The organism is Pseudomonas sp. FeN3W, from assembly GCA_030263805.2.
In the GTDB taxonomy this organism is placed as follows: domain Bacteria; phylum Pseudomonadota; class Gammaproteobacteria; order Pseudomonadales; family Pseudomonadaceae; genus Stutzerimonas; species Stutzerimonas stutzeri_G.
The window spans coordinates 2466287-2492361 of record CP136010.1; the positions used below are offsets into that span (position 1 = coordinate 2466287).

At 65.2% G+C, this 26075-nt stretch carries 25 protein-coding genes; 17 read left to right on the forward strand and 8 right to left on the reverse strand.

All coding sequences use genetic code 11. From position 1 onward, the window contains the following. Positions 1-63 precede the first annotated feature (63 nt). On the reverse strand, positions 64-1032 hold the full coding sequence (locus P5704_011825; protein WOF81107.1) for an AraC family transcriptional regulator: 969 nt from the start codon (positions 1030-1032) through the stop codon (positions 64-66). A 172-nt stretch (positions 1033-1204) separates the two neighbouring features. On the opposite strand from P5704_011825, the gene P5704_011830 reads away from it, so the two are divergent. From P5704_011830 to P5704_011850, 5 genes are all read left to right on the forward strand, one after another. Then, positions 1205-3343 (forward strand): TonB-dependent siderophore receptor, encoded by a 2139-nt coding sequence (locus tag P5704_011830; GenBank protein ID WOF81108.1) that lies wholly within the window; start codon positions 1205-1207, stop codon positions 3341-3343. Between the two features lie 54 nt (positions 3344-3397). Then, positions 3398-3715 carry a DUF2218 domain-containing protein gene (locus tag P5704_011835; protein WOF81109.1) on the forward strand — a complete coding sequence of 106 codons (318 nt, stop codon included), beginning with the start codon at positions 3398-3400 and terminating at the stop codon, positions 3713-3715. Beyond that, positions 3712-4662: an alpha/beta hydrolase-fold protein gene (locus P5704_011840; protein WOF81110.1), complete on the forward strand. Its 951-nt coding sequence runs from the start codon at positions 3712-3714 to the stop codon at positions 4660-4662. Before P5704_011835 ends, P5704_011840 begins: the two co-directional genes overlap by 4 nt. Before the next feature lie 104 nt (positions 4663-4766). Then, positions 4767-5213 carry a DUF2147 domain-containing protein gene (locus P5704_011845; protein ID WOF81111.1) on the forward strand — a complete coding sequence of 149 codons (447 nt, stop codon included), beginning with the start codon at positions 4767-4769 and terminating at the stop codon, positions 5211-5213. Positions 5214-5267: 54 nt separating this feature from the next. Then, positions 5268-5474, forward strand: a complete 207-nt coding sequence (locus P5704_011850) for a hypothetical protein (GenBank protein WOF81112.1) — start codon at positions 5268-5270, stop codon at positions 5472-5474. Positions 5475-5516: 42 nt separating this feature from the next. On the opposite strand, the gene P5704_011855 is transcribed toward P5704_011850, so the two are convergent. Next, entirely contained in the window at positions 5517-6242 is a 726-nt protein-coding gene (locus P5704_011855) for a TetR/AcrR family transcriptional regulator (GenBank protein WOF81113.1), read from the reverse strand. Positions 6243-6582: 340 nt separating this feature from the next. Here P5704_011855 and P5704_011860 point away from each other — a divergent pair, with 340 nt between their 5' ends. From P5704_011860 to P5704_011880, 5 genes are read left to right on the forward strand one after another with little or no spacing between them, the layout of a single operon-like run. Then, positions 6583-6822, forward strand: coding sequence for a sulfurtransferase TusA family protein (locus tag P5704_011860; GenBank protein ID WOF81114.1), 240 nt, complete (start codon positions 6583-6585; stop codon positions 6820-6822). A gap of 21 nt (positions 6823-6843) precedes the next feature. Continuing rightward, a complete protein-coding gene (locus tag P5704_011865) occupies positions 6844-7206 on the forward strand; it encodes a DsrE family protein (GenBank protein ID WOF81115.1) in 363 nt (120 codons plus the stop codon). Between the two features lie 26 nt (positions 7207-7232). Continuing rightward, complete coding sequence (locus P5704_011870) at positions 7233-7751, forward strand: hypothetical protein (protein WOF81116.1); 519 nt, start codon at positions 7233-7235, stop codon at positions 7749-7751. A 35-nt stretch (positions 7752-7786) separates the two neighbouring features. Further along, positions 7787-9340 (forward strand): hypothetical protein, encoded by a 1554-nt coding sequence (locus tag P5704_011875; GenBank protein ID WOF81117.1) that lies wholly within the window; start codon positions 7787-7789, stop codon positions 9338-9340. A gap of 15 nt (positions 9341-9355) precedes the next feature. Further along, a complete protein-coding gene (locus P5704_011880) occupies positions 9356-10867 on the forward strand; it encodes a 5-methyltetrahydropteroyltriglutamate--homocysteine methyltransferase (protein ID WOF81118.1) in 1512 nt (503 codons plus the stop codon). Between the two features lie 465 nt (positions 10868-11332). On the opposite strand, the gene P5704_011885 is transcribed toward P5704_011880, so the two are convergent. The 3 genes from P5704_011885 to dcuS form a co-directional block, all read right to left on the reverse strand. Beyond that, a complete protein-coding gene (locus P5704_011885; protein ID WOF81119.1) occupies positions 11333-11725 on the reverse strand; it encodes a DUF4143 domain-containing protein in 393 nt (130 codons plus the stop codon). Between the two features lie 70 nt (positions 11726-11795). After that, positions 11796-12521, reverse strand: coding sequence for a response regulator (locus P5704_011890; protein ID WOF81120.1), 726 nt, complete (start codon positions 12519-12521; stop codon positions 11796-11798). Beyond that, positions 12518-14125 carry a DcuS/MalK family sensor histidine kinase gene (gene dcuS / locus P5704_011895; GenBank protein WOF81121.1) on the reverse strand — a complete coding sequence of 536 codons (1608 nt, stop codon included), beginning with the start codon at positions 14123-14125 and terminating at the stop codon, positions 12518-12520. The genes P5704_011890 and dcuS overlap by 4 nt, the downstream gene beginning before the upstream one ends. Positions 14126-14372: 247 nt before the next feature. Here dcuS and P5704_011900 point away from each other — a divergent pair, with 247 nt between their 5' ends. Next, on the forward strand, positions 14373-15686 hold the full coding sequence (locus P5704_011900) for a 2-hydroxycarboxylate transporter family protein (protein WOF81122.1): 1314 nt from the start codon (positions 14373-14375) through the stop codon (positions 15684-15686). 151 nt (positions 15687-15837) lie between these two features. Here the strand turns inward: P5704_011900 and typA are convergent, their stop codons facing one another. Beyond that, the gene (typA, locus tag P5704_011905; GenBank protein ID WOF81123.1) at positions 15838-17658 is read right to left on the reverse strand and encodes a translational GTPase TypA; all 1821 of its coding nucleotides are present in this window, start codon (positions 17656-17658) and stop codon (positions 15838-15840) included. A gap of 167 nt (positions 17659-17825) precedes the next feature. Further along, entirely contained in the window at positions 17826-19280 is a 1455-nt protein-coding gene (thiI, locus tag P5704_011910) for a tRNA uracil 4-sulfurtransferase ThiI (GenBank protein WOF81124.1), read from the reverse strand. Between the two features lie 339 nt (positions 19281-19619). Between thiI and glnA the strand changes: the two genes are divergently transcribed. The 5 genes from glnA (at position 19620) to ntrC (ending at position 25050) form a co-directional block, all read left to right on the forward strand. Next, positions 19620-21026 carry a glutamate--ammonia ligase gene (glnA, locus tag P5704_011915; GenBank protein WOF81125.1) on the forward strand — a complete coding sequence of 469 codons (1407 nt, stop codon included), beginning with the start codon at positions 19620-19622 and terminating at the stop codon, positions 21024-21026. Positions 21027-21190: 164 nt separating this feature from the next. Beyond that, positions 21191-21739 carry a DUF4124 domain-containing protein gene (locus P5704_011920; GenBank protein ID WOF81126.1) on the forward strand — a complete coding sequence of 183 codons (549 nt, stop codon included), beginning with the start codon at positions 21191-21193 and terminating at the stop codon, positions 21737-21739. Beyond that, positions 21736-22365, forward strand: a complete 630-nt coding sequence (locus tag P5704_011925) for a DUF4124 domain-containing protein (protein WOF81127.1) — start codon at positions 21736-21738, stop codon at positions 22363-22365. Before P5704_011920 ends, P5704_011925 begins: the two co-directional genes overlap by 4 nt. A 169-nt stretch (positions 22366-22534) precedes the next feature. Then, positions 22535-23617, forward strand: a complete 1083-nt coding sequence (gene glnL, locus P5704_011930) for a nitrogen regulation protein NR(II) (protein ID WOF81128.1) — start codon at positions 22535-22537, stop codon at positions 23615-23617. Next, entirely contained in the window at positions 23614-25050 is a 1437-nt protein-coding gene (ntrC, locus tag P5704_011935; protein ID WOF81129.1) for a nitrogen regulation protein NR(I), read from the forward strand. Before glnL ends, ntrC begins: the two co-directional genes overlap by 4 nt. A gap of 61 nt (positions 25051-25111) precedes the next feature. Here ntrC and P5704_011940 read toward each other — a convergent pair whose 3' ends face one another. Continuing rightward, a complete protein-coding gene (locus P5704_011940; GenBank protein WOF81130.1) occupies positions 25112-25561 on the reverse strand; it encodes a hypothetical protein in 450 nt (149 codons plus the stop codon). On the opposite strand from P5704_011940, the gene P5704_011945 reads away from it, so the two are divergent. Then, on the forward strand, positions 25560-26042 hold the full coding sequence (locus tag P5704_011945) for a tRNA (cytidine(34)-2'-O)-methyltransferase (GenBank protein WOF81131.1): 483 nt from the start codon (positions 25560-25562) through the stop codon (positions 26040-26042). The genes P5704_011940 and P5704_011945 overlap by 2 nt on opposite strands. Positions 26043-26075: the final 33 nt, after the last annotated feature.

A 26075-nucleotide genomic window follows, 5' to 3' on the forward strand; every position in this document is an offset into this window, starting at 1 on the left:
AATGGCCTTAGTCGATCAAGGCAGTTACGCGAGATCGATCGCTCCGGCTCAGTTCCAGCCAGCTCAGACCCGGGCCCGTACCTGCCGCGGGCTGATGCCGAACTGGCGCTTGAAAGCCGTGGCGAAGTTGGCGGGGCTGTTGTAGCCGGCGCGCCAGGCGGCCTCGTTGACGCTGGTACCTTCGCGTTCCAGCGCCTCGCGCGCCAGCTGCAGCCGGCGGGCACGCTGGTACTCGAACACGGTCACGCCCTTGAACAGGCGAAACTGCCGCTGCAGCGTGGTGGCATTGATGCCCACCTCCCGGGCGATGCGCTCCAGCGCCCAGTCGTCCGCCTCACCGCTGTCGAGTAGTGCGAGGAGGCGCTGCACGCGGCGGTACTCCTGTGGGCGCAGGCCCCGTTGCGCCGACGCCGAGCCATCACCCAGGCTGGTCAGCGCTTCGCAGGCGATATCCAGTGCGCGGCTTTCCAAGTACAGCCCCTGAAGCAGCGTGTCGTAGCCCGGCGGGTTGAGCATCTGGTCGGCCAGCGCCAGCAGCCGCGCCGAAGGCTTCCAGATGCGCGGCGCCAGGTGGCTATTCATGAAGCGGCGGATCGCGCCATCGCTCGAGCCGAGACCCTCCCCGCGCCCTTCGAACCAGTCCGGCGTCAGGCTCACCACCAGCTTGCGGATATGACTGCCACGGCGTGCCTGGCGGCGGAACAGCACTGGCTCGTTCATCGAAACCGCCACGCCCTCGGGCGTTCGCTGCGACGCCGGATGACCGAGCGTCAAGGACAGGTCGCCGTAGCTGACCCGGCTCTGGCCCTGCAGAAAGAGCACGAACGACACCCGCGGGCCGACCACGTTTTCGGTGACGAAATCCTGCAGCTCTTCGCAATCGGACCAGTGCAGCGACAGGCCATCACGCAGCTGCGCCCACTTCACCCGGCCGTAGAACAGACGGTCGTCATCCTCGTTGGGCAGGCGCAGCCCCGGCCTGCTCATGGCCGGCAGCTCATCGCCACGAATGATGTGATCAGCTTGATTCATGCAGCGCAGCGCCTCGAACTGACGGGATTGCAAAGCAAATGTTCGGCCCCGCAAAGGTTCGCGAAGCGGCTGAGTGGCAGACTACGCGCCGACATCTTTTGATGCAAATCATTATCATTAAGCAGTGCGAACGTTTGCCAACTCGCTACCGTCGCTGCGACAGGAGCCGCCCATGGACAGAATTCTCCGCACCTCAAGCCTCAGACCATTGCTACTCGCCGGCCTGCTCGCTCCGTTTCCGTTGAGCGCCCTGGCGCAGAGCGTAGCCGCCCAGGCCGAACCGGTGCAGCTGGAGAGCATCACCGTTGAAGGCAACCGCCTGTACGACATGCCGTCTTCGGAGCAGAGCGGCGGCTACACCGTGCCGGCCGCCACCGTCGGCACCAAGACACCGGCCGAGCTGCGCGACATTCCGCAGTCGATCAGCGTCTACACCAGCGATTACATCCGCGACCGCCAGTTCGTGAACCTGGATGACCTGGCCAAGTACTCCACCGGTCTGCGCACCCTGAGCAACGACAGCGGTCGCTCGTCGATCTATGCCCGCGGCTACGAGTACGACGAGTTCAACATCGATGGCCTGCCCGCGCCGATGGCCAGCATCAACGGCACGCTGCCGTCGCTGTCGCCGTTCGATCGGGTCGAGGTCATGCGCGGGCCGTCCGGCCTGTTCAACAGCACCAGCGAGATGGGCGGTATCGTCAACATGGTGCGCAAGCGCCCGACCCGCGAATTCCAGGGCAGCCTGACCGGGCGCTACGGCAGCTGGGACACCAATTACCTGGAAGCCGACCTGTCCGGCCCGGTCGATGAGCAGGGGCACGTGCGCGGCCGTACGGTCATCTCCCGCGCCGATACCAACGGCGAGGTCGACTACAACACCAACACCAGCGAGAGCCTCTACGGCGCGCTGGACATCGACCTCTCCGACGCCACCGTCATGTCCTTCGGACTGATCCACCAGACCAAGGACATTCTCCCGCACAACGGCTATCCGGCGGCCATCGACGGCAGCCTGGAAGACTTCAGCCGCTCGACCTACCTGGGTGCCGACTGGGGCGATTTCGACAGCCGCAGCACCGACGTCGTCGCCGAGCTGACCCATCGCTTCGACAATGGCGGCTATGGTCGCGTCGCGGTGCGTGGCTCCAGGCGCGCGACCGATTACCTCTATGCCTTCAGCGCGCGCAACGTGAACAGCGGCGCCACCAGCCTGGCCTACACCGCCCGCGATCTGGAGCAGGACACCCTCGCCGTCGATGCCAACTACAGCCAGCCGTTCGAGCTGCTCGGGCAGGTCAGCGAATTCGTCATCGGCAGCGACTTCAAGCGCTACGAGACCGAAACCGCGGAAGCCCGTGGCAATCTTGGCGGCATCGACGTCGCCAGCTATCGGCCGGGTGACATCAGCAAGCCGAACATCACCTTTGGCACACCGACCGAAACCGAGGAGCGCGAAGCCGGCCTCTACGCCAAGCTGACCTTCCGCCCCATCGAGCGCCTGGCGCTGATCGGTGGCGCCCGCGTCAGCAGCTTCGAAGGCGAGAACAGCAGCGCCACGCAGGATGTGCGCGAATCCGGCTATGTCACACCCTACGGCGGCCTAGTGTTCGATCTGGATGACCAGCACTCGCTCTACGCCAGCTACTCGCAGGTATTCAAGCCGCAGAGCGAGGCCGGCGCCGACGGCCGCATCATCGACCCGCGCGAAGGCGAGCAATACGAGGTGGGCATCAAGGGCAGCTATTACGGCGGCGACCTGAACGCGCGCATCACCGCCTTCCAGCTCACCGACGAGAACCGCGCGGCCGGCGCCATCGATGACAGCGGCGCACCGATCAGCGGCGTCTACGAGGCCACCGGCAAGACCCGCATCCGCGGTGGTGAACTGGAAATCAGCGGCTACCTGACGCCCGACTGGGAAGTGCTGGCCGGTTACACCTACATGAAGACCGAGAACCTGGCCGGCGACGACAACGCACTGTTCGCGCTGATGCCACAGCACCAGGCCTCGCTGTGGACCAAGTACACCCTGCCCGGCGGTACCCTGCGCGGTCTGGGCATCGGCGGCGGCGTGACCGCGATGAGCGACTTCCACATCGAGCGCGCCGGCAGCCCGCGGCTCAGCGCACCGGGTTATGCAGTGGTGGATGCCAAGCTGTCCTATCCGATCACCGACAAGCTGACCGGCACCTTCGACGTGAACAACCTGCTCGACCGCAAGTACTACTCGCGGGTCGGCAGCGTCGGCACCTTCAATTTCTACGGCCCGTCGCGCAGCTTCATGCTGGGCGCCCGCTACGAGTTCTGACCCACCAAGCCGCCGGCGCACGCACGCGTCGGCGGCTGACTTTCGGAGATCACCATGCCCCAGTTTCATGCCCAGGTGGCGACACCCCGCGCGTCGCGCAACATGACACGGCTGTGCAAACACTTCGCGCACAAGGCCGAGGTCCAGCTGGATGAGCACCAGGCGCAGGTCGAATTCGCCTTCGGCCGGTGCCGGATGCTCGCCGATCACGAGCAGCTGCTGATCGACTGTCAGGCCGAGGCCGGCGAAGCGGAAAAGCGCCTGCGCTTCGTCATCGACGACCACCTCCACCGCTTCTCCGGCGACGAAGCACTGAAGGTGAACTGGCTGGACGGGCCACTGCCGCCAAGCCACGGGCAGGTCGAGCCATGAAAGGCGCCCTGCTGGCCCTGCTGGCCGGTCTGGGGCTTGCCGCCATACAGGCATACGCCGGGGAAGAAGCCGGCTGGCAGCCGGTTCAGCTGCCGCACAGCAGCCAGCGTGACCTGCATTCGCAACGCACCGGCAAGGACTACCGCATCTTCGTTTCCCAGCCGCGGCACGCGCCACCGCCGGGAGGCTATCCCGTGCTCTATGTGCTGGATGGCAACGCCCTGTTTCCGGGGCTGGCGATCCAGGCTCAGGCCTTGGAGGATCGGCCCGACCCAAGCCTGCGTGATTCGGTGCTGGTGGTCGGCATCGGCTACCCCGGCGGGGCCCTGTACGACTTCAAGGCGCGCGCCGAGGATTACACGCCCAAAGCCGAGGATCGCCAACGCCTGCCGGGCCGCGAACCGCCGCCATCGGGCGGTGCCGATGACTTTCTGGCCTTTATCGAGCACGAACTCAAACCACTGATCGCCCAGCGCTACCCGATCGACGCCCAACGGCAGACCCTGTTCGGCCATTCCTACGGCGGCCTGTTCACCCTCTACACCCTGCTCAGCAAGCCGCAGGCGTTTCAGGGCTATGTCGCCGCCAGCCCGTCGATCTGGTGGTACAAGGGCTACGTCGAGCGCACGCTCGCCGCATTCGAACGGCAGCTCGCGGACCAGCCCGTCGGCGCGCGCCTGCTGGTCACCGCCGGCGGTGCCGAACAGCCCGCAGCGGATGCCGCCATGGACGACCCGCGCCAGCGCCATATGGCCGAGCGGCGCATGGTCGGCAATGCCCGGGATCTGGTCGAGCGTCTGCAGCGGCTGTCCAGCCAGGGCCTGCACAGCGAATTCCAGCTGTTCCCAGGAGCCAACCACGGCACCAATGCCGCACACAGCTCGGTCGTGGCACTGGCGTTGGCGGCCGCCATCGGGCGCCAGCCATCCCGCGATCAGGACGACTGAGGATGGCGAAAGCGACGAGAACCGACCGGTCAGCCGGCCAGGGCCAGCGCAGGCAAAGGCCCGGTGCTAGAGTCGGCGCTGCCTTTTCCATCACTGGAGACACCATGCGCCCTTTGTTCAACGCTTTGCTGCTGGCCCTGCCACTCTCGCTCTCGTCACTGGCCTTCGCCGCCGAATCGCCCGCCGGTCGCTGGCAGACCATCGATGACGAAACCGGCAAGCCCAAGTCCATCGTCGAAATCCAGCAGGCCACTGACGGCACGCTGAGCGGCAAGGTGGCGGAGATTCTGTCATCGGACCGGGGTCCCAACCCGCTGTGCAGTGCCTGCGAGGGTGAGCGCAAGGATCAGCCGATCACCGGCATGACCATTCTCTGGGACCTCAAGCCGAACGGCGATCAGGCCTGGAGCGACGGCACCATCCTCGACCCGGCCAAGGGCAAGACCTACCGCGCCAAGGCCAAGCTGCTCGAAGGCGGCGACCAGCTGGAAGTCCGCGGCTACATCGGCATCGAGGCGCTGGGCCGCACGCAGACCTGGATTCGCCAGTAACCTCGCTCGGCATCCGGGATTGCACGGTGGCGCCAGGCCAGGGTCGAACCCTGCATGCATTCACTTGCCCAGCGCCTCCTGCGCTCATCGAGCCCCCGGTATCGCCACGCATTCTGCCTGGCGATGCTGCTCGTTCTCTGTCCTCTGGCGGCCGCCGATACCCGGCTGGCCGGCGCGAGCGACGAACACGACCTGCTGGCGACACTCGTCGACAGGGTGCGCAGGGACAATGCCGAGGCGCTGATCGACGTTCGGCATTGAGGACAAGATCGGCCCGGCAGTGGACCGGAGTGGGAAGGCAGCCTACTGCCGCGGAAGCATGCCCGAGATGATCAGCGTCAGGGCCGCCCGAAGGTCATGCAGGCCTCGCGCCATGCTCGGATGTGGATACGAGCGCATCCACAGGTCCAGCTCTCCGTAGAACACCGAGCGGACGACCCGTGTCGCGAGGATGGGGTCGACGGTGCTGGCGAGTTCACCGGATCGCACCGCAGCCTCGAAAAGACCGCTCAGCTCGCGCTGCACGATCTCCTTTCGCCTCTCCACGCTCACGCTCTGGGGCGTGGGGCCTATGTCCACATTGCCGCGATCGTGCATCTTCAGGAGGCCGATGGGCGCCTCTGTGCTGAAAAAGCGCAGGAATGGCTCGTACCAACGCAGCAGCCTGTCTACCAACGGACCGGGCTTCTTGACCGCGGCCGAGGATTTGGCGAGCACATCGTCCATATCCTCGTTGAACACGAGAAAAAGAAGATCGCGCTTGTCCTGCGCGTAGAGGAAGACCGTGGCGTGCGATACATCCGCAAGCTGCGCGATCTCCCGCGTCGTGGCACCGTCATAGCCCTTCGAGATGAACACGCTGCGTGCCGCGGTCTTGATGCGGTGCAGCTTGTCCTGCTTGTGGCGTTCGCGCAGCCCGATTGGTTTAGGGGCCTGCGGCTTGCCGCCCGGCGCTTTCGCCGTGGGCCGCTTCTTCGCTGCCGGCCCGGATGGAGCAGCAAGGGGAGAAGCCATGATCCGTGAAGGCATTGCTCAGCAATCCTCAATACATGAACTGACATTGATTATAAATAACTATGGTCAGCAAAAGACAGCCGCATCGGCGGTCTCGACGTCACAAATACAGCCAATAGTCGGCGAGGGCGAAGACCTGTCCAGCAGTACGCCCCCATCGCCTTGACGCCCCCTCCTCCCTTGCTACGCTGATTGCGAGTGGTTCCGCTCCGAGCGTCATGCCCCGTGTGGGCTCGCTCCTCTTCGCGATTCCTCCGCAGGCGTCCCTCGCCGCGCATCCGCTCTCCCCGATTCGACGTCGCCCGGACGGTCGCACCCGTTGCCTCCTGCCGGCCTCCCCCTTTTGGAAGTGAACATGGATGAACTCGCGACCGCCACCACCTTCGACGCCGCTGACATGGGCTGCGGCGAACTGGTGATGCGCCTGCGCATGCACCTGAAGAGCCTTCCCGGCCAAGTGGTCCGCGTCATCGCCTACGATGCCAGCGCCCCGGCGGACCTGCCCGCCTGGTGCCGCATGACCCGCAACGAACTGCTCCGTCACGATCCCCAGAGCCACAGCTTCTGGATACGTTCGCGCACGGACTGGACCTGATCCCAACCAAGGAGCATTGCCATGCCCGGTAAATTCGTCGTTTCCATCAGTTGCGCCAAGGATGACACCGACAAGGCCACCGTCGGTTTCGTCATCGCCAACGCCGCGGTCGCCTCGGACAAGGACACCGTGGTCTTCCTCTCCACCGAAGGCGTCCGCCTGTCGCAGGCCGGTTATGCCGACGACATCCACGAAGAAGGCTTCGCGCCGCTCAAGGAGCTGATGAGCAATTTCGCGGCTGCCGGCGGGGTCATCTACGTCTGCTCGCCGTGCTTCAAGAAGCGCAGCCTGGACGAGGACAACCTGGTCGCCGGGGCGAAGATCGTCGGCGGCGCCAAGCTGGTCGAGTTCATGGGCGAAGGTGCGCCCTCGATCAGTTACTGACGTCGAACCCCCGCAGGAGAAGGCCGATGATTTCCGTACGCCTGATGGCCACTGTCTTTCTCATCGCCGTGCTGGGCTATGTGGCGGTGTCCTTCGCGGTGTTCCGCATGCCCGAGAGCGTCGCCGCGGCGGAGGAATGCGGTTTTCTCCCTGAGGAGTTCGTCTCTTCGGGCGCCCTTACCTACCCGCGCAGCGAAGCCTTTGCGATCAGCTTTTTCCGCAAGCAGGAATACTTCAGCGCCGGCACCCTGGGCCTGGCGGCGGCCTTCGCCGCCTTCGCCTTGCGTGCCGGCCGGCGTGGCGGCACTGCGGCTGCGGGGTTGGCCGCCGGTGGCGGTCTGCTGGCTTTCTCGGCGCTGTGCATCGGTTGCCTGGCGCCGGTGCTCTCGGTGGTCGGGCTGGGCATCGCCGGCAGCTTCCTGGTCGGTGTACCCAAGTGGTTGCTGTTTCTCAACACGCTGTTGCTGACCGGTTGGGGCACGCTGTTCCTGGCGCGCCGGGCCGGCAGTTGCCCGCTGCCGACGGCCCCGCAGGCCCAGGCCTGATCCCCACCTTCTGCACGTACAAGGACAACCAGGACATGCGGAGCGCCCTCGCCTCCTTCGCCAGCGCCCCGGCATTCGCCACGGATTACTCCAAAGTGCTCACGCCGGCCAGGCCCGACTGGCCGCTGGCCCATCCCATCGCTTCCGAGCAGAAGGCGCCGCCGCCTTTCGCGCTGCTCTCCGAGCGCGGGGTGAAGCCGGCCTACGTGCCGGGGCTGCCCGGCCTGCCCCAGGGCCGCGCGGTACAGGACGACTTCGGCCGCAAGCCGCTCAAGTACGACGCCGTGTTCATCCGCCAGAGCCGGGTGGAGAACGGCGAAGTGCTGATCCCGCCCGGCGGGCTGGCCTATCTGGAGGACACCTGGGGCGGCGAGGTGGCGTTGCGCGGCGAGCAGGTCCCGGTGCTGGGCCGGTTGCCCACCTACATCGACTACGACATGTCCATCGAAGTGAAGGAGAACGTCACCCTTCCCGCCGGCGGCAGCACGGTGGTCGGCGGGCAGGTCTACCACTACTACGCCACGGTCGGCCACGAGCGGATGGCCAACCACACGCTGCACGTGCGCACCATCGCCGGCACCGACTGGGAGTGGGCGTTCGGCGCGCCGGTGCTGTCGGAAACCGAGAGCGGCTGGTGGGGCAAGCGTTTCGCCCAACTGTACAACCAGGGGCAGGCCCGCGAGGTGTCGCCCCGGCAGATGGTCTTCGACTGGCTGTCCGGGGTACGCATGGACCGGCTGCTGTTCGCCGACGAGCGCGTGCATGCCGGCCTCGCCGCGGTAGGCGACACCTGGCCGCTGGGCAGCCGCAGCCTGCGCGTCGCGGCAGTGGACGAAGCCGCCGGCACCGTCACCCTCGAACTGCTCGACCAGGGCAAGGTGACGACCAGCAGGACCCTCGGGCCGGTCCAGGCCGACCGCCTGATCGAGGATACCCAGGCGCGCAAGGCGCTGGTCTTCGAGGACGGCGACATGGTGGCCTTCCTGTCGCCCTGGCCGAACGCGTTCGACGGCGGCAAGGCCAACCTGAAGGTCTACGACAAGGCCTTCAGCCTGTCCTACGGCAGCGACTACGCGCGCGACCCGCGCTTCGCCGTCTACCCGGTCGGCTGCCCGACCGGGCACAACTTCGGCTTCATGCTGGTGAACAAGGACGAGATCCGCATCAGGCCCGGCGCCGCCTTCGACGGCCCCGAGGGCTACTTCAAGGTCGCCGTGGACGCCGCCTCCGGCAGCAGCGTCAGCGCCTGGCACGTCGAGGACGCCCAGGGCAACCGCTCGATCAACCTCGGCGGCCCGGACGTGGGCAACGTCGACCTGGTGCTCGGCCAGGGACGCGTCGCCGGCCAGGCCATCCTCAAGGACGTGGGCCGCACGCTGCTGGCGACCACCTACGACAGCGCCGCGCGCCTGGAGTCCACATTGCTGCCTGAAGGCCAGCGCCCCGCGATGGCGCCTGCGCCGCAACCGCAACCGCAACCGACCGCCGAGGGGACCTCCTCCACCGCCCTGATGATCGCCGTGCTGGTCATGGGGCTGGCGGCCGGCGCCATTGGCTTCGAGCTCGGCCGTCGCCAGCGCCAGGCCTGATTCCGGAGAAATGCCATGACCGATCCCATCGCCCAGCACAGCCAGCAGCCGGACGTCTCCTTCGACGGCGGCGACCTCGACTGCGGTAATGGCCTGCTGCTGCTGATCCGCAAGCACATCGACCCGCTGCCGCGTGGCGGCCTGCTGGAAATCCGCTCCACGGAAATCTCCGTGGACGAGGATCTGCCCGCCTGGTGCCGGCTCACCGGCAACGAGCTGGTGTCCTGGACCAAGCAGCAGCGCCAGCGCTCCTTCCTGGTCTGCAAGGGCGCGCTGGCCGAGCGCGAGCGTGCGCCCTCGGCGCCAACGATGGCGCCGGTTTCGGCGCAGGCGACCGGCGCCCAGCCCCGCGCGCCGCGCGTGCCGGTGGCGCCGCCGACGATTCCGGAACTGGCGGTGATGGGCGTCGGCTCCTGGCCGCGGCCGCGCTGGATGATCGAGGCGATGCACGCCCACGTCGAAGGCCGGCTGTCCGAGACGGCCTTCCAGGAAACCGCCGACGACGCGGTGCGCCTGGCGATCGCCGCCCAGGAGAAGGCCGGCGTCGACGTGGTCACCGACGGCGAGCAGCGCCGCGACAGCTATGCCAGCTTCGTCGCCAGCCGGCTGGACAATTGCCAGCTCATCCCGCTCACCGACCTGCTGCCGCTGGTGGACGATCCCGAGGAGTTCGAGGCCGAGCTGCGCGCCCTGGACATTCCCGCCGGCGAGGTACGCCACCCGGCGCTGTTCGGCAAGCTGGGGCGCTCGCGGCCGCTGGTCGCCCACGAGGTCGACTTCGCCCGCAGCCTGACCGACAAGCCGGTAAAGGTGGCGCTGCCCGGCCCCTACCTGCTGGCCCGAACCATGTGGATGGAATGCATCTCCGACCAGGCCTACGAGAGCCGCGAGGCGCTGGCCGAGGACATCGTCCGCATGCTGCGCGAGGAACTCGCCGAACTGATGGACGCCGGCGCGGCGCTCGTCCAGTTCGACGAACCGGTGCTCTCCGAGGTGGTGTTCGCCGGCGCCAAGAACAAGCGCTCCTTCATGTGCGGCGCCCTGTCCGAATCGCTCGGCCCGGCCCACGAACTGGGCTTCGCCCGCGACCTGCTGAACGCCGTGCTGGACGGCTTCCCACGGGCGCGCACCGCGCTGCACGTCTGCCGCGGCAACTGGACGCCCGACGAGCGCGTGGCGCTGGCCGGCAGCTACCTGCCGCTGGTGGACACCCTCGCCCAGGTTCGCGTCGGTGCCTACCTGCTGGAGATGTGCACACCGCGCGCCGGCGAGATGGAGATCCTCGAACGACTGCCGCAGGACGCCCGCATCGGCGTCGGCGTGATCAACCAGAAGGACCCGCAGACCGACCCGCTCGACGCCATCGAGGCACGCATCCGCCACGCCGTCGAGCTGTTCGGCCGCGAACGCGTGCTGCTGCATCCGGACTGCGGTTTCGCCACCTTCGCCGACAACCCGATCTGCTGCACCGGTTCCGCCCAGGACAAGCTCACCGCCATCGCCGAGGCCGCTCGGCGGGTACGCTGAAAGCCAGTAGCTCCCGGCAAAGCCGGGGGCTTTCTTCATGTGAGCCGCTCAACGGGGCTGGCGGATGCGTTGCGCTTTCCTTGTCTTGTCCACCCGACAGCCTTCACCCACCCTATGCGAATCTTCTCGACGACGGCCGTGGTCGAGCTGTTTCACACCCCGCCCCGGCACCTGATGTTGCCTTGTTTGATCGGTTGCCATTGACCTTTCTCGTCGCGATAGAGATCGCGATTACGCACACGCCCCACGTAATACCGACCTTTGGCCTCGATGGCCTGGAACCAGGGACCAGCCTGGAACAGAACGCCGACGCCGATGCAGCACTGAACGATGCGATGAGGCGATTGCGCGGAGATTTCGACCTCACATGCAATCCCAGCTCATTCGACAGCCATTACCGCCGTAAGCCTCCGTCGGAGTTACCCTCCCGCCCACAACATCCCCATCGGCACCGCCACCAGTTCCTTATCTAACGGCACAACTGTTCACGGTATAAAACAGAATGCCGCGCTTGAACTGCTTTGGACTTGTTTCGCGCAGGTGGCGAAAGCCATTGAAGTCCTTCGAGGTGAGGGTGGCGGCGGCTTTCACTTCGATGCCGATCAGTTCGTTGCGGCGATTTTCCAGTACGAAGTCCACCTCCACGCCCGTGGAGGTGCGCCAGTGCATCAGAGTCGTGCGCTGCTCGGCCCAGCTCTGGTGCTTGGCCAGTTCGGCGAACACGAAGACTTCCACCAGATCGCCGGGCAGGCCCAGCCCAGTCTTCAGAGCGGTTTCGCCCAGTCCTTGCAGGTGCGCCATCAGACCGTAATCGGAGAGAAACAGCTTGGGCGACCCTCCAGCGGCGCCATGGGGCATCGCAACGCGCTACACCGGCTGCTCGGCGACATCATCGGCGCACTGCACGAGCCGTCTTCTGCAGCAGCCCCTAGCCCTGCACCAACCGCTGCAACGCAGCGCGGTCCAGGCAGCGATAGCGAAACGAGGGCCGGCCGATCTGCCCGTAGTGAAAGGACTCTTCCAGCAGCTGGGCGTCGCTCAGATGCTTGAGGTACTTGCGTACCGACACGCGCGACATGCCGGTCGCCGGCAGCAGGGTTTCGCTGGTGAAGCTGTCCTCGTCCAGCGCCAGGATCGCCTGCACCACTTGCGTCAGCGATGCCGGCGTCAACCCCTTGGGCAAGTCGCCGGGCCGGCGCAGCTCGGCGGCGGGCGGTTGGCTGAACAGCCGGTCGATATCGCCTTGACCGAGTTGATCCGGCAGACGGGAAAGCGCCTCGCGGGCACGGCGACAGGCCTCCACCGCATCGCGGAAGCGCTCGAAGCTGAACGGCTTGACCAGGTAATCCCGCGCACCGAGGCGCTGCGCCACGCGCACGGTCTCGATTTCCGACGCGGCGGTGATCAGCACCGCCTCGGTGTTGCGGTCCTGCGCACGCAGATGGCGCAGCACCTCCAGCCCGGAGCGGTTGCGCAGGTAGACGTCGAGCAGCAGCAAGTCCACCGCTTCACGCTCCAGCAACTCGAGCGCGGCCGGCACGCTCTCGCACTGGCCGACCAGCTCGACGCCTTCGAGCCGGGCCAGGTACTCGACGTTCAGGCGCATGACCATCGGATCGTCCTCGACGATCAGCACGCGCATGGCGGCTTTCATGATTCGACGTCTCCCACGGCACTCCGATAGGGCAATTCGACCTCGAACAGGCTGCCACGGCCAGCTTCGGAATACACCGCCAGACTGCCGCCCCAGGCCTCGACCTGTTCCTGCACCGCCGCCAGGCCGATGCCGCGCCGCTCGCCCTTGGTGGATACGCCGCGCAGGAATATCTGCTCGCGCACTGCGGCTTCGATTCCGCCACCGCTGTCCTGCACGTGCAGCGAGAGCAGCGCTTCGTCGTAGTCCAGCGTCAGGTTGACCCGTCGCTCGTCCTTTTCGGCCACCGCTTCGAAGGCGTTCTCCAGCAGGTTGCCGAGGATGGTCACCAGCCCATGGATCTGCTCGGGCGTGGCGGCCGGCACCGGGTGTTCGACATCCACTTCAAAGTCGATGCCGCGCTCGCGGGCCTCGCTCTGCTTGCCGAGCAGAAAACCCGCCAGCACCGGCTCACCGATCCCCTCGACCAGCGATGTCGCCGGCGCCAGCTGATGATCGGCAAGGTCGCGCAGATAGGCGCGCAGCGCATCCAGATCACCCATCTGTGCAAGGCCAAGCAGCACGTGCAGCTTGTTCTTGAATTCGTGAGTCGCCGCCCGTAGTGCCTCGGCATAGCGACTGACACCGGTCAGCTGTTCGGCCAGCGCGTTGACTTCGCTCTTGTCGCGGAAGGTCGCGATGGCACCGATCACCCGCCCCTGATGACGGATCGGCGCACGATTGGCGAGGATCGCCCGGCCGTTGAGGCTGAACTCACGATCCCGCTGTTCGGTCGCGCTGGCCAGTACCTCGGGCAAGCCACTGTTCGGCAGGTATTCGGCGACCGGCCGGCCCAGCGGTGGCTTGCCGAGGCCGGTGCTGGCCAGCAGGCGCTCGGCGGCGGGGTTGACCAGGGTGATGCGCGCCTGGTCGTCGACCGCCAGAACGCCTTCGCGCACCGAGGCCAGCATGGCCTGGCGCTCTTCCACCAGCCAGGTGATCTCGTAGGGCTCCAACCCCAGCAGCACGCGCTTGATATAGCGCGCCAGCAGGTGCGCACCGAGCGCGGTGAGCAGCATCAGCGCCAGTACACCGAGCACCACGTCGCGTTGATGAGCCTCGAGCCGTTCGCCGAGCGAAGCCAGGGTGACACCCACCGAGACGGCACCGATCGCCGCCCCCTCGCCATTCAGCACCGGAGCGAAACCACGAATGCTGCGTCCCAGGCTGCCATCGGCACGCGAAGCATAGGTCTCGCCGGCCAGCGCCGGGCCTTCATCGTCACCGCGAAAGGTTTGACCGATGCGCGCTGGTTCCGGGTGAGTCAGGCGCAGGGCGTGCAGCTCCATCACCACGATGAAGTCCACGCCCAGGCGCTGGCGCAGGCCGTCGATCTCCCGCTGCAGCGGGTTGTCGGGACTGAAGTCGACATCCGGGCTGGCCAGCGCTCGCTGCACGTCCGCGCGTGCGGCCACGCTCTGCGCCAGGTTGGTCACTCGCGAGGCCTGCCCCTCTTCGAGGGTGTCCTGCAGCTGTACGTTGAACAGCCAGAGGGCGAGCGCCAGCGCCAGCACCACCATGACGGCGACCAGCAGCGAGATCAGCGTATTCAGGCGCAAGCGCACAGCCATCACTCCCGTATGAGCGGACGCTCGACGCGCCGCGCTAGAGGGCCGGATCGAGCCAGCCCGGCGCTCCAGGGTCAAGCTCGGCTCCACTTTTTTTAGTTTCGTAATGGTTTTTTAACTTCGTCAAACATTGGCCGCGAAGCATCTCTGCTTAAGGTAGCCCCGGCGCGGTTGTCCGACCGCGTATTCGCAAACATCGCCCGTACGTGCGCCGCCTGGCCGCCACGTTCGAAGGAGTACAACAATGAATCGGACCACGCTGAACGCTGCCGTGCCTGAAGGCAGCCCGAACATTCCCCTGCTGTCCCAACGCATCTTCAACCTGCCGTTGCCACTGTTCGCCATCGCCCTGCTCGTCATGGCCGCCGCCATCGCTACCGACACGCTGCCCAGCGGCATGATCGGCGCGCTGCTGGTGATGATGTTGCTCGGTGAGCTGCTCGGCTTCGCCGGCGACCGCCTGCCCGTCGTCAAGACCTATCTCGGCGGCGGCGCGATCCTGGCGCTGTTCGGTGCCGCGGCGATGGTCTATTTCGGCTGGTTGCCGACCGCCATGGCCGATGACATCGCCAGCTTCATGAAGAGCGGCGGCTTCCTCGACTTCTATATCGCCGCGCTGATCACCGGCAGCATCCTCGGCATGGACGCCAAGGTGCTGGTCAAGGTCGGCTCGCGCTACGCCCTGCCACTGCTCTGCTCGGTGCTGTTCGCCGCGCTGTTCGCCATGGCCGTGGGGACGCTGCTGGGTTTCTCGCCGCAGGATGCGGTAGTGGTCATCGCCATGCCGATCATGGGCGGCGGCATGGGTGCCGGCGCGGTACCGATGAGCCAGATCTACGAGCAGCTGCTCGGCCAACCGGCGAGCTATTACATCTCGATCCTGGTGCCGGCCCTGGCGCTGGGCAACGTCTTCGCGATCATCATCGCCGGTCTGCTCAACGGCCTCGGCAACCGCTATCCGTCGCTGACTGGCAACGGCCAGATGATGCCGGGCGTGGACGTCAACGAGAAGGAAGGCGCGATCACTCTGCCGGCGCTGGGTGTCGGCCTGGTCGCAGCGCTGTGTTTCTTCGTCGCCGGGCAGATTCTTGGCGAATTCGTGCCGCTGCATCCCTACGCCATGATGATCGTGCTGGTGGCGCTGCTCAAGATCAGCAACCTGGTGCCGGAGTCGATCAACGACGCCGCCTCGCAGTGGTTCCGCTTCGTCGCGCGCAACTGGACCTTCGCCCTGCTGTTCGGCATCGGCGTGGCCTTCACCGACCTCGGCCAGGTGATCGACGCCATCTCGCTGACCTATGTGCTGATTGTTTTCGCCGTGGTCGCCGGTGCGGCGTTCGGCGCAGGCCTGGTGGGCAAGCTGGTGGGCTTCTACCCGATCGAATCGGCGATCACCGCCGGCCTCTGCATGGCCAACATGGGCGGCACCGGCGATGTCGCGGTGCTGTCCGCCGCGCGCCGCATGTCGCTGATGCCCTTCGCGCAGATTTCTTCGCGCCTGGGTGGCGCGCTGATCCTGCTGATCTCCAGCGTGGTGGTGCCGCTGTTCTTCGTGTGAGCCAAAGTTGGGCAAGGCGAGCAAGAATCCACCCGTGTTCACGGCACCCCCAGCGCAAACCCTGCCGCCTACCCCGGTACAGTAAAACGCGCCAGGTAACACCACATAAAACAAGGGCGCCCGAAGGCGCCCTTGTTTTATCGCGAAGCGATCAGACCTTGCTGCGCTCGAAGCGCTTGCGGTCGTTCTCGTTGAGGTACTTCTTGCGCAGACGGATCGACTTCGGCGTCACTTCCACCAGCTCGTCGTCGGCGATGAATTCCAGCGCCTGCTCGAGGGTGAACTTGATCGGCGGCACCAGGGCGATGACCTCGTCCTTGCCGGAAGCGCGCATGTTGTCGAGCTTCTTGCCCTTGGTGGGGTTGAGCACCAGGTCGTTGTCACGGCTGTTGATGCCGCACAGCTGGCCTTCGTAGATCTCGTCGCCCGGGGCCAGGAACAGCTTGCCGCGTGCCTGCAGGGTTTCCAGCGAGTAGGTCAGCGCGGTACCGGTGGCCATCGAGACCAGCACGCCGTTCTGGCGGTTGCTCACTTCGCCGGCCTTGATCGGGCCGTAGTGACTGAAGGTCGAGGTCAGGATGCCCGAACCCGACGTCAGGGTCAGGAAGTTGTTACGGAAACCGATCAGGCCACGCGCCGGGATGGTGTATTCCAGGCGTACCCGGCCCTTGCCATCGGGAACCATGTTGCTCAGGTCGCCCTTGCGCAGACCCATCTGCTCCATCACCGGGCCCTGGTGCTGCTCTTCGATGTCGATGGTGACGTTCTCGTACGGCTCCTGCTTCTCGCCGTCCTCGTTCTCGATGATCACCACTTCTGGACGGCCTACGGCCAGCTCGAAGCCTTCGCGGCGCATGGTTTCGATCAGCACCGACAGGTGCAGCTCGCCACGACCGGAAACCTTGAACTTCTCGGGGCTGTCGCCCGGCTCGACGCGCAGGGCGACGTTGTGCAGCAGTTCCTTGTCCAGACGGTCCTTGATGTTGCGGCTGGTGACGAACTTGCCTTCCTTGCCGGCGAACGGCGAGTCGTTGACCTGGAAGGTCATGCTCACGGTCGGCTGGTCGACGGTCAGCGGCGGCAGCGCCTCGACGGCGCTCTGGTCGCACAGGGTGTCGGAGATGTACAGCTCGTCCATGCCGGATACGCAGACGATGTCGCCGGCTTCGGCTTCCTGCACTTCAACGCGCTGCAGGCCGGAGTGGCCCATGATCTTGAGGATACGGCCGTTGCGCTTCTTGCCGTCGGCGCCGATGGCGGTCACCGGGCTGTTGGCCTTGATGGTGCCGCGGGCGATGCGGCCAATGCCGATCACGCCGAGGAAGCTGTTGTAGTCCAGCTGCGAGATCTGCATCTGGAACGGACCGTCGAGGTCGACCTTCGGAGCCGGGACGTGGTCGATGATGGCCTGGAACAGAGCATCCATGTTGTCGTCCATCTTCTCGTGGTCCATGCCGGCGATGCCGTTCAGGGCACTGGCGTAGACGATCGGGAAGTCCAGCTGCTCGTCGGTGGCGCCGAGGTTGTCGAACAGGTCGAAGATCTGGTCGATGACCCAGTCCGGACGCGCGCCCGGACGGTCGATCTTGTTCACCACGACGATCGGACGCAGGCCGGCCTTGAACGCCTTCTGGGTCACGAAGCGGGTCTGCGGCATGGGGCCGTCCTGGGCGTCGACCACCAGCAGCACGGAGTCGACCATGCTCATCACGCGCTCGACTTCACCGCCGAAGTCGGCGTGGCCGGGGGTGTCGACGATGTTGATGTTGTAGCCGTTCCACTTCAGCGCGGTGTTCTTGGCCAGGATGGTGATACCACGTTCCTTTTCCTGGTCGTTGGAGTCCATCACGCGCTCGTTCTCCAGCTCCTTGCGGTCCAGGGTGCCGGACAGGCGCAGCAGTTTGTCGACGAGGGTGGTCTTGCCATGGTCGACGTGGGCGATGATGGCGATGTTGCGTAGATTCTCGATCACTGATTCGTTTCTCTGTAGATGGCTTCGAGCTCGGGCTGGAAGCTGGGAATAGTCCGGACGACGTCAGGCTGTCCGATTGGTTACTACTGGGGCCTTGCGATCAGCAGCGGTCGGGAGGGCGGTGGCGAATGCTGCCACCCAATAGCCCCGGCTGTTTCACCGATGCGTCAGGCCGGACGATAGACGCGAACATTTACATGCCCCTCGCTCAGCAGATGGTGAGCATGCAGGCGGCTCATGACACCTTTGTCGCAATACAGCAGGTACTGGCGGTTTTCATCCAGCTCCTTGAATCGGTTGTTCAGTGCATAGAACGGCAGCGTCTGAACTTCGATGCCCGGCAGCTCGAGCGGTTCGTCCTCGGCACTGTCGGGGTGACGAATGTCGAGGATGACCTGGCCGGCGCTCGGTTCGACCACTTCTTCCACCTGCAAATCCTGGCCCAGTTCGTCGATCACGCGGTCGATGGCAACCTGCCGGGCATTGGCCAGCGCACGTTCGAGGATAGCCATGTCGAACTGCTTTTCTTCGTGCTCGATGCGGTAGCGCTTGGCCTTGGTGGTCGGGTTCACCGAGATCACGCCGCAGTACTCGGGCATGTTCTTGGCGAACTCGGCGGTGCCGATCTCGAAGGCGGTGTCGATGATGTCCTGCTTGTGGCTGGCGATCAGCGGCCGCAGCACCAGCATGTCGGTGGCCGAGTCGATCACCGAGAGGTTCGGCAGGGTCTGGCTGGAGACCTGAGAGATCGCCTCGCCGGTGACCAGCGCATCGATGTGCAGGCGCTCGGCGATCTGCGTCGAGACGCGCAGCATCATGCGCTTGAGCACCACGCCCATCTGGCTGTTGTCGACCTTCTGCAGGATCTCGCCGACCACTTCCTCGAACGGCACGCTGATGAACAGCACGCGGTGCGAGCTGCCGTATTTCTTCCACAGATAATGAGCGACTTCCATTACGCCCAGCTCGTGCGCGCGGCCGCCGAGATTGAAGAAGCAGAAATGCGTCATCAGCCCGCGGCGCATCATCTGATAGGCGGCGACAGTGGAATCGAAACCACCGGACATCAATACCAGGGTCTGCTCCAGCGCACCCAGCGGGTAGCCGCCGATGCCGTCATGCTGCTCGTGCACGACGAACAGGCGCTGGTCGCGGATCTCCATGCGCACTTCGACTTCCGGTGCTTTCAGCGAAATACCGGCGGCGGCGCACTGCTGGCGCAGCTGGCTGCCAACGTGGCGCTCGACGTCCATGGAGCTGAATGGATGCTTGCCGGCACGCTTGCATCGCACGGCGAAGATCTTGCCCGGCAGGCGCTCGGCGTAGTGCGCCTTGCACTTGGCGACGATGTCATCGAGATCGCCCAGCGGGTACTCGTGCACCTCCAGGCAATGGGCGATACCGGGGGTGCAGCGCAGGCGCTCGATCATCTCGCGCAGCGCCTTCGGCTCGGCCAGCGCGGTTTCCACCTCGATGTTGTCCCACACGCCCTCGACCCGCAGGTCGGGATCGAGCTCGCGCAGCACGGTGCGAATGTTCTTCGCCAACTGGCGAATGAAGCCCTTGCGCACCGGCGGGCTCTTGATGGTGATTTCGGGGAAAACCTTGACGATCAGCTTCATGGAAACAGCGCGGGCGCCGACGTGGCAGGAAAAGAGGGGCGCGGAGTATAGCGGAAACTGCTCAACATTTAATCGCTTTCTTCAAATGCAGCGGATCGCACCAAAAAGATGCACACCACAATCAAAACGCACCAACACCGCGCACCGATTCATCGCAGCGGCTACGCTTTGAGGCGCGCAAACACTGCGGCATCGCTGCTAGCGGCCTGCAGTCCCAAGAAAGAGCACTGGCATGCAATTTGCTCCCTTGTGAGGCAGGTCGCCTTGGCGGAACATCGCCGCCCGGCTTCACCCTGATTCGGAAGCTCACTGTCACGCTTCCACCACTTGGAGAACACCATGTCGAAGTCGCTTCAACTGATCAAAGATTACGATGTGAAGTGGATTGATCTGCGCTTCACCGATACCAAAGGCAAGCAGCACCACGTCACCGTTCCGGCTCGTGATGCCCAGGATGAAGACTTCTTCGAGCACGGCAAGATGTTCGACGGCTCCTCCATCCATGGCTGGAAAGGCATCGAAGCCTCCGACATGATCCTGATGCCGGTCGACGAAACCGCCGTTCTCGACCCGTTCACCGAAGAGCCGACCCTGATCCTGGTCTGCGACATCGTCGAGCCGAGCACCATGCAGGGCTACGACCGCGACCCGCGCTCCATCGCCAAGCGCGCCGAGGAATTCCTCAAGTCCACCGGCATCGGTGACACCGTATTCGTAGGCCCGGAGCCGGAGTTCTTCATCTTCGACCAGGTCAAGTTCAAGTCGGACATCTCCGGCTCGATGTTCAAGATCTACTCCGAGCAAGGTTCCTGGATGACCGACCAGGACGTCGAAGGCGGCAACAAGGGCCACCGTCCGGCTGTCAAGGGCGGCTACTTCCCGGTTCCGCCGTGCGACCACGACCACGAAATCCGTACCGCCATGTGCAACGCCATGGAAGAGATGGGCCTGGTCGTCGAGGTGCACCACCACGAAGTGGCTACCGCCGGTCAGAACGAGATCGGCGTGAAGTTCAACACCCTGGTGGCCAAGGCTGACGAAGTTCAGACCCTGAAGTACTGCGTACACAACGTCGCCGACGCCTATGGCAAGACCGCGACCTTCATGCCGAAGCCGCTGTATGGCGACAACGGTTCGGGTATGCACGTACACATGTCCATCTCCAAGGATGGCAAGAACACCTTCGCTGGCGAAGGCTATGCCGGCCTGTCCGAGACCGCCCTGTACTTCATCGGCGGCATCATCAAGCACGGCAAGGCGCTGAACGGTTTCACCAACCCGTCGACCAACTCCTACAAGCGTCTGGTCCCGGGCTTCGAAGCACCGGTCATGCTGGCCTACTCGGCCCGCAACCGTTCCGCCTCGATCCGTATTCCGTACGTTTCCAGCCCGAAAGCCCGTCGTATCGAAGCACGCTTCCCGGACCCGGCTGCCAACCCTTACCTGTGCTTCGCTGCACTGCTGATGGCTGGCCTGGACGGCATCCAGAACAAGATCCACCCTGGCGATGCGGCCGACAAGAACCTGTACGACCTGCCGCCGGAAGAAGGCAAGCTGATCCCGCAGGTGTGCGGCAGCCTGAAGGAAGCCCTGGAAGAGCTGGACAAGGGCCGTGCCTTCCTGACCAAGGGCGGCGTGTTCTCCGACGAATTCATCGATGCCTACATCGAGCTGAAGTCCGAGGAAGAGATCAAGGTGCGCACTTTCGTGCACCCGCTGGAATACGACCTGTACTACAGCGTCTGATCCAGCTCGCGTGACAGGAAGGCCACCCTAGGGTGGCCTTCTGCGTTTCTGCCCGGCGACGGCAATCCGTGCAGCTTGTCACGCCTCGCAATTCGCACCGATCGTGCTTGCCTGCAACTCTGTGCGGTGCAAGGCTTTGGCAGTCCAACTCCGCGGAGCCTCCCATGCGTAGCGCACTGTTCAGCCTGCTGTTCATTCTCAGCCTTCCGGCCTTCGCCGAGATCTACAAGTACACCGATGCACAAGGCAATACGGTGTTCACCAATCAGCCACCGGAAGGTGTCCAGGCCGATACCGTCGACCTGCCGCCGGCCAACACCGTGAATATCCGTACGCCCGAACCGCCACCGCCGCTGCCGGACAGCCAACAGACGCAGCAAGCCCCTTACCAGACGCTGATGCTGAGCGGGATTCCCGATGAAGAAGCTCTGCGCGCCAACAACGGCACCTTCGTCGTCAGCGCGCTGTTGGAGCCGCCGCTACGGCCCGGCCACAGCTTGCGTTTCGTGCTCGACGGCATTCCTCAGGCTGCCGCCAGCGCTGCCACCTCCCTGCAATTGAACAATGTCGAGCGTGGCGAGCACCGCCTGCACATCGAGGTGCTGAGCGGCGAACAGGTCATCCAGCGCAGTCAGCCGGAGCTGTTCACCGTGCAACGGGTGAATACCTCCAGTCCGGCATTGCGGCCGAAGCCTCCGAGGCCCGCCCCTTGATCACTCTGCGGCAGATCCTGGCCGTCGCACTGCTGGCGGCCGCCCTGCCCTGTCTTGCCGGCGTCTACTCCTATGTCGACGCCGAGGGCAATCGGGTCTTCACCGATCGTCCGGCCGGCGAGGCGGCCGAAGAGGTGCGTCTCAAGCCCTCCAACAGCATGCCTGCGCCGCCGATGCCGACCGCACGCGCTACGGAGCCGGCAGCGCCGAAGGCCGCGACCATCCGCTATCAGCTGCGCATCCTCAGCCCGGCAGCAGATGAGGCGATCCGCAACAATGCCGGCAACGTCAGCGTCACGCTGCAGACCGAGCCGGCGCTGCAACCCGGTCACGCCTATCAGGTGCTGCTCGACGACCAACCGTTCGGCGCAGTGGGCGAGCAGACTTCCTTCGCCTTGAGCAATGTCGATCGCGGCACCCATCAGCTGGCCGTGGCCGTCGTCGATGAACAGGAGCGCGTCCTGCAGCGCACCGCGAACCAGCCCTTCCATCTGATCCGCACCTCGCTGGCCCAGCGACGCATGGTCAATCCGTGCAAGAAAGCCGATTACGGCGTCCGCCCGGAATGCCCGCTGAAGGACAAGCCGGCGGAAAAACGCGACATCCCCTTCGTGCCCTTTCTATGATCATGCGGTGCACCTGTTTGGTGCGCCCATCAGGTGAGCGGATCGCTCGTCACCAATTTGGGTCACCGGACAGCCCGTAGGGCTGCAGCATCACGCCGATCCGCGCCGCAATGGCGCGCTTGGTTTGGTTCTTGCATTTCCTGCCTGAACTTCCGGACGCAGACCCGCCATGATCAACGAAGCCCTGCAACGCCTGCTGATCGAGAATCTGACTACCGCGACGCTGTTGCTCAACTCGCGCCTGCGCCTGGAGTACATGAACCCGGCTGCCGAAATGCTGCTGGCCGTCAGCGGTCAACGCAGCCACGGGCAGTTCATCAGCGAACTGTTCACCGAGTCGCCGGAAGCCCTGGCAGCCCTGCGCCAGGCGGTCGAAGAAGCCCATCCGTTCACCAAGCGCGAAGCCACCCTGACCTCCGCCACCGGCCAATCATTGACCGTGGACTACGCGGTGACCCCGGTGCTGACCCGCCAGGAAACCATGCTGCTGCTGGAAGTGCTGCCGCGCGACCGACTGTTGCGCATTACCAAGGAAGAGGCCCAGCTGTCCAAGCAGGAAACCACCAAGATGCTGGTGCGCGGCCTGGCCCACGAGATCAAGAATCCGCTGGGCGGCATTCGTGGCGCGGCACAACTGCTGGCCCGCGAGCTGCCCGAAGAACATCTGAAGGACTACACCGAAGTCATCATCGAAGAGGCCGACCGCCTGCGCAATCTGGTCGACCGCATGCTCGGCTCGAACAAGCTGCCGTCGCTGTCGATGACCAACATTCACGAAGTGCTCGAACATGTAGCCAGCCTGATCGAGGCGGAATGCCAGGGAAGCATCATTTTGGTGCGCGATTACGACCCGAGCATTCCCGAAGTCCTGATGGACCATGAACAGATGATCCAGGCCGTGCTCAATATCATGCGCAACGCCATGCAGGCGCTGGCCGGGCAGAACGAACTGGGCCTCGGCCGCCTCACCCTGCGCACCCGCACACTGCGCCAGTTCACCATCGGCCATATCCGTCATCGTCTGGTGGCGCGCATCGAGATCATCGACAACGGCCCGGGCATCCCCGCCGAACTGCAGAACACGCTCTTCTATCCGATGGTCAGCGGCCGCCCGGACGGAACGGGACTGGGCCTGGCCATCACCCAGAACATCATCAGTCAGCACCAGGGCCTGATCGAATGCGAGAGCCACCCCGGGCACACCGCGTTCTCGATCTTCCTGCCGCTCGAACAAGGAGCCCCGACAGCATGAGCCGAAGCGAAAACGTCTGGATCGTCGACGACGACCGCTCCATCCGCTGGGTCCTGGAAAAGGCCCTGCAACAGGAAGGCATGGCCACGCAGAGCTTCGACAGCGCCGACGGTGTGCTGGCACGCCTCGCCCGCCAGCAGCCGGATGTGATCATCTCCGACATCCGCATGCCCGGCCTCAGCGGTCTGGACATGCTCTCGCAGATCCGCGAGCAGTATCCGCGCCTGCCGGTGATCATCATGACCGCGCACTCGGACCTGGATAGCGCGGTGGCTTCCTACCAGGGCGGCGCCTTCGAGTACCTGCCCAAGCCGTTCGACGTCGACGACGCCGTGTCGCTGGTCAAGCGCGCCAACCAGCACGCCCAGGAGCAGCAGAACCAGCAGCAGCCGGCCAACCGCCATCACACGCCGGAAATCATCGGCGAGGCACCGGCGATGCAGGAGGTGTTCCGCGCCATCGGCCGCCTCAGCCACTCCAACATCACCGTGCTGATCAACGGCGAATCTGGTACCGGCAAGGAGCTGGTCGCCCATGCCCTGCACCGCCACAGCCCGCGTTCGGCCTCGCCGTTCATCGCGCTGAACATGGCGGCGATCCCCAAGGACCTGATGGAGTCCGAGCTGTTCGGCCACGAGAAAGGCGCCTTCACTGGCGCGGCCAACCAGCGCCGCGGCCGCTTCGAACAAGCCGACGGCGGCACCCTTTTCCTCGACGAGATCGGCGACATGCCGGCCGATACCCAGACCCGTCTGCTGCGGGTACTGGCCGATGGCGAGTTCTACCGGGTCGGCGGTCATACGCCGGTGCGGGTCGACGTGCGCATCATCGCCGCCACCCATCAGGACCTGGAAACCCTGGTGCAGGCCGGCAAGTTCCGCGAGGACCTGTTCCACCGCCTGAACGTCATCCGCATCCACATTCCGCGCCTGTCCGATCGCCGCGAGGACATCCCGGCGCTCGCCGAACACTTCCTCGCCAGCGCCGCGCAGGAGCTCTCGGTGGAAACCAAGGTGCTCAAGCCGGAAACCAAGGAATACCTGCAGCACCTGCCCTGGCCGGGCAACGTGCGCCAGCTGGAGAACACCTGCCGCTGGATCACGGTAATGGCCTCCGGACGCGAAGTGCACATCGACGATTTGCCGCCGGAGCTGCTCAATCAGCAGGCCGAGGCGCAGCCCGCGCACAACTGGGAACAGGCGCTGCGCAACTGGTCCGATCAAGCCTTGGCGCGCGGCCAGAGCAACCTGCTCGACGAGGCAGTGCCGGCCTTCGAGCGCATCATGATCGAGACCGCGCTCAAGCACACCGCCGGCCGCCGCCGCGACGCCGCCCTGCTGCTTGGCTGGGGTCGCAACACCCTGACGCGCAAGATCAAGGAGCTGGGCATGCGCGTCGATGGCAGCGATGACGATGACGGCGACGATAGCTGAACACGGATGACACCAAACCGAGCGTAACGATGAACCCCGCACTTGGCGGGATTCATCGTTTTCAGCGCCCTGCCAAGGGCGTCACCTGCACGGCGATACGCCAGCCGCCATCGTGGCGTTCGCCATGCCATTGCCCCTGCAGCCGCCGTGCGGCCACCAGATGCAGCAACAGGCCCTTCCCGGTCTGCTGCACGCGCCAGGCCACCGGCATGCCGTCTATCTGCAGTTGCCCGGATTGCGGCTCGCCCTCGGCCTGGAACAGCAGGGCGAACGCCCCTTCGAGGTGCTCGTCATACACCTCGGGCTCGCGGTCGAATTGCAACGAAAGACCTTGCGGCTGCGTCTCCACCGCTTCGAGCTGGAGCGGCCCCGGCGCGGTGAGCCGGCCGATCATCAGCCCGATCAACAGACCGATCAGCACCAGCGAGCCGAAAAAGCGCCGGCGCAACCGCGGCATCGGGTCCTGCTCCCCGGTAGAATGCCGCCGATTCTCAACCTCGGTGCTGCGCATGTTTCACGTGATCCTGTTCCAACCGGAAATTCCGCCCAATACCGGCAACATTATCAGGCTCTGCGCCAATACCGGCTGTCACCTGCACCTGATCGAGCCACTGGGCTACGAGCTGGACGACAAGCGCCTGCGCCGCGCCGGCCTCGATTACCACGAGTACGCCACGCTGGAGCGCTACCCCGATCTGCCAAGTTGCCTGGAGCGAATCGGCATCGACGCCGCGAATCCCGAGGGCCCGCGCCTGTTCGCCTTTACCACCAAGGGCTCGCAGCCGTTTCATGAAGTGTCCTATCGACGCGGCGACGCGCTGCTGTTCGGCCCGGAGAGCCGCGGCCTGCCTCCGGAGATCCGTGATGCCCTGCCCAACGAGCAGCGCCTGCGCCTGCCGATGCGCCCCGACAGCCGCAGCCTGAACCTGTCCAACACCGTGGCCGTCGCGGTGTACGAGGCCTGGCGCCAGCACGGCTTCGCCATGCAGTGAGCCGGCACAATCTTGTGACAAAAGGTCCCGAAC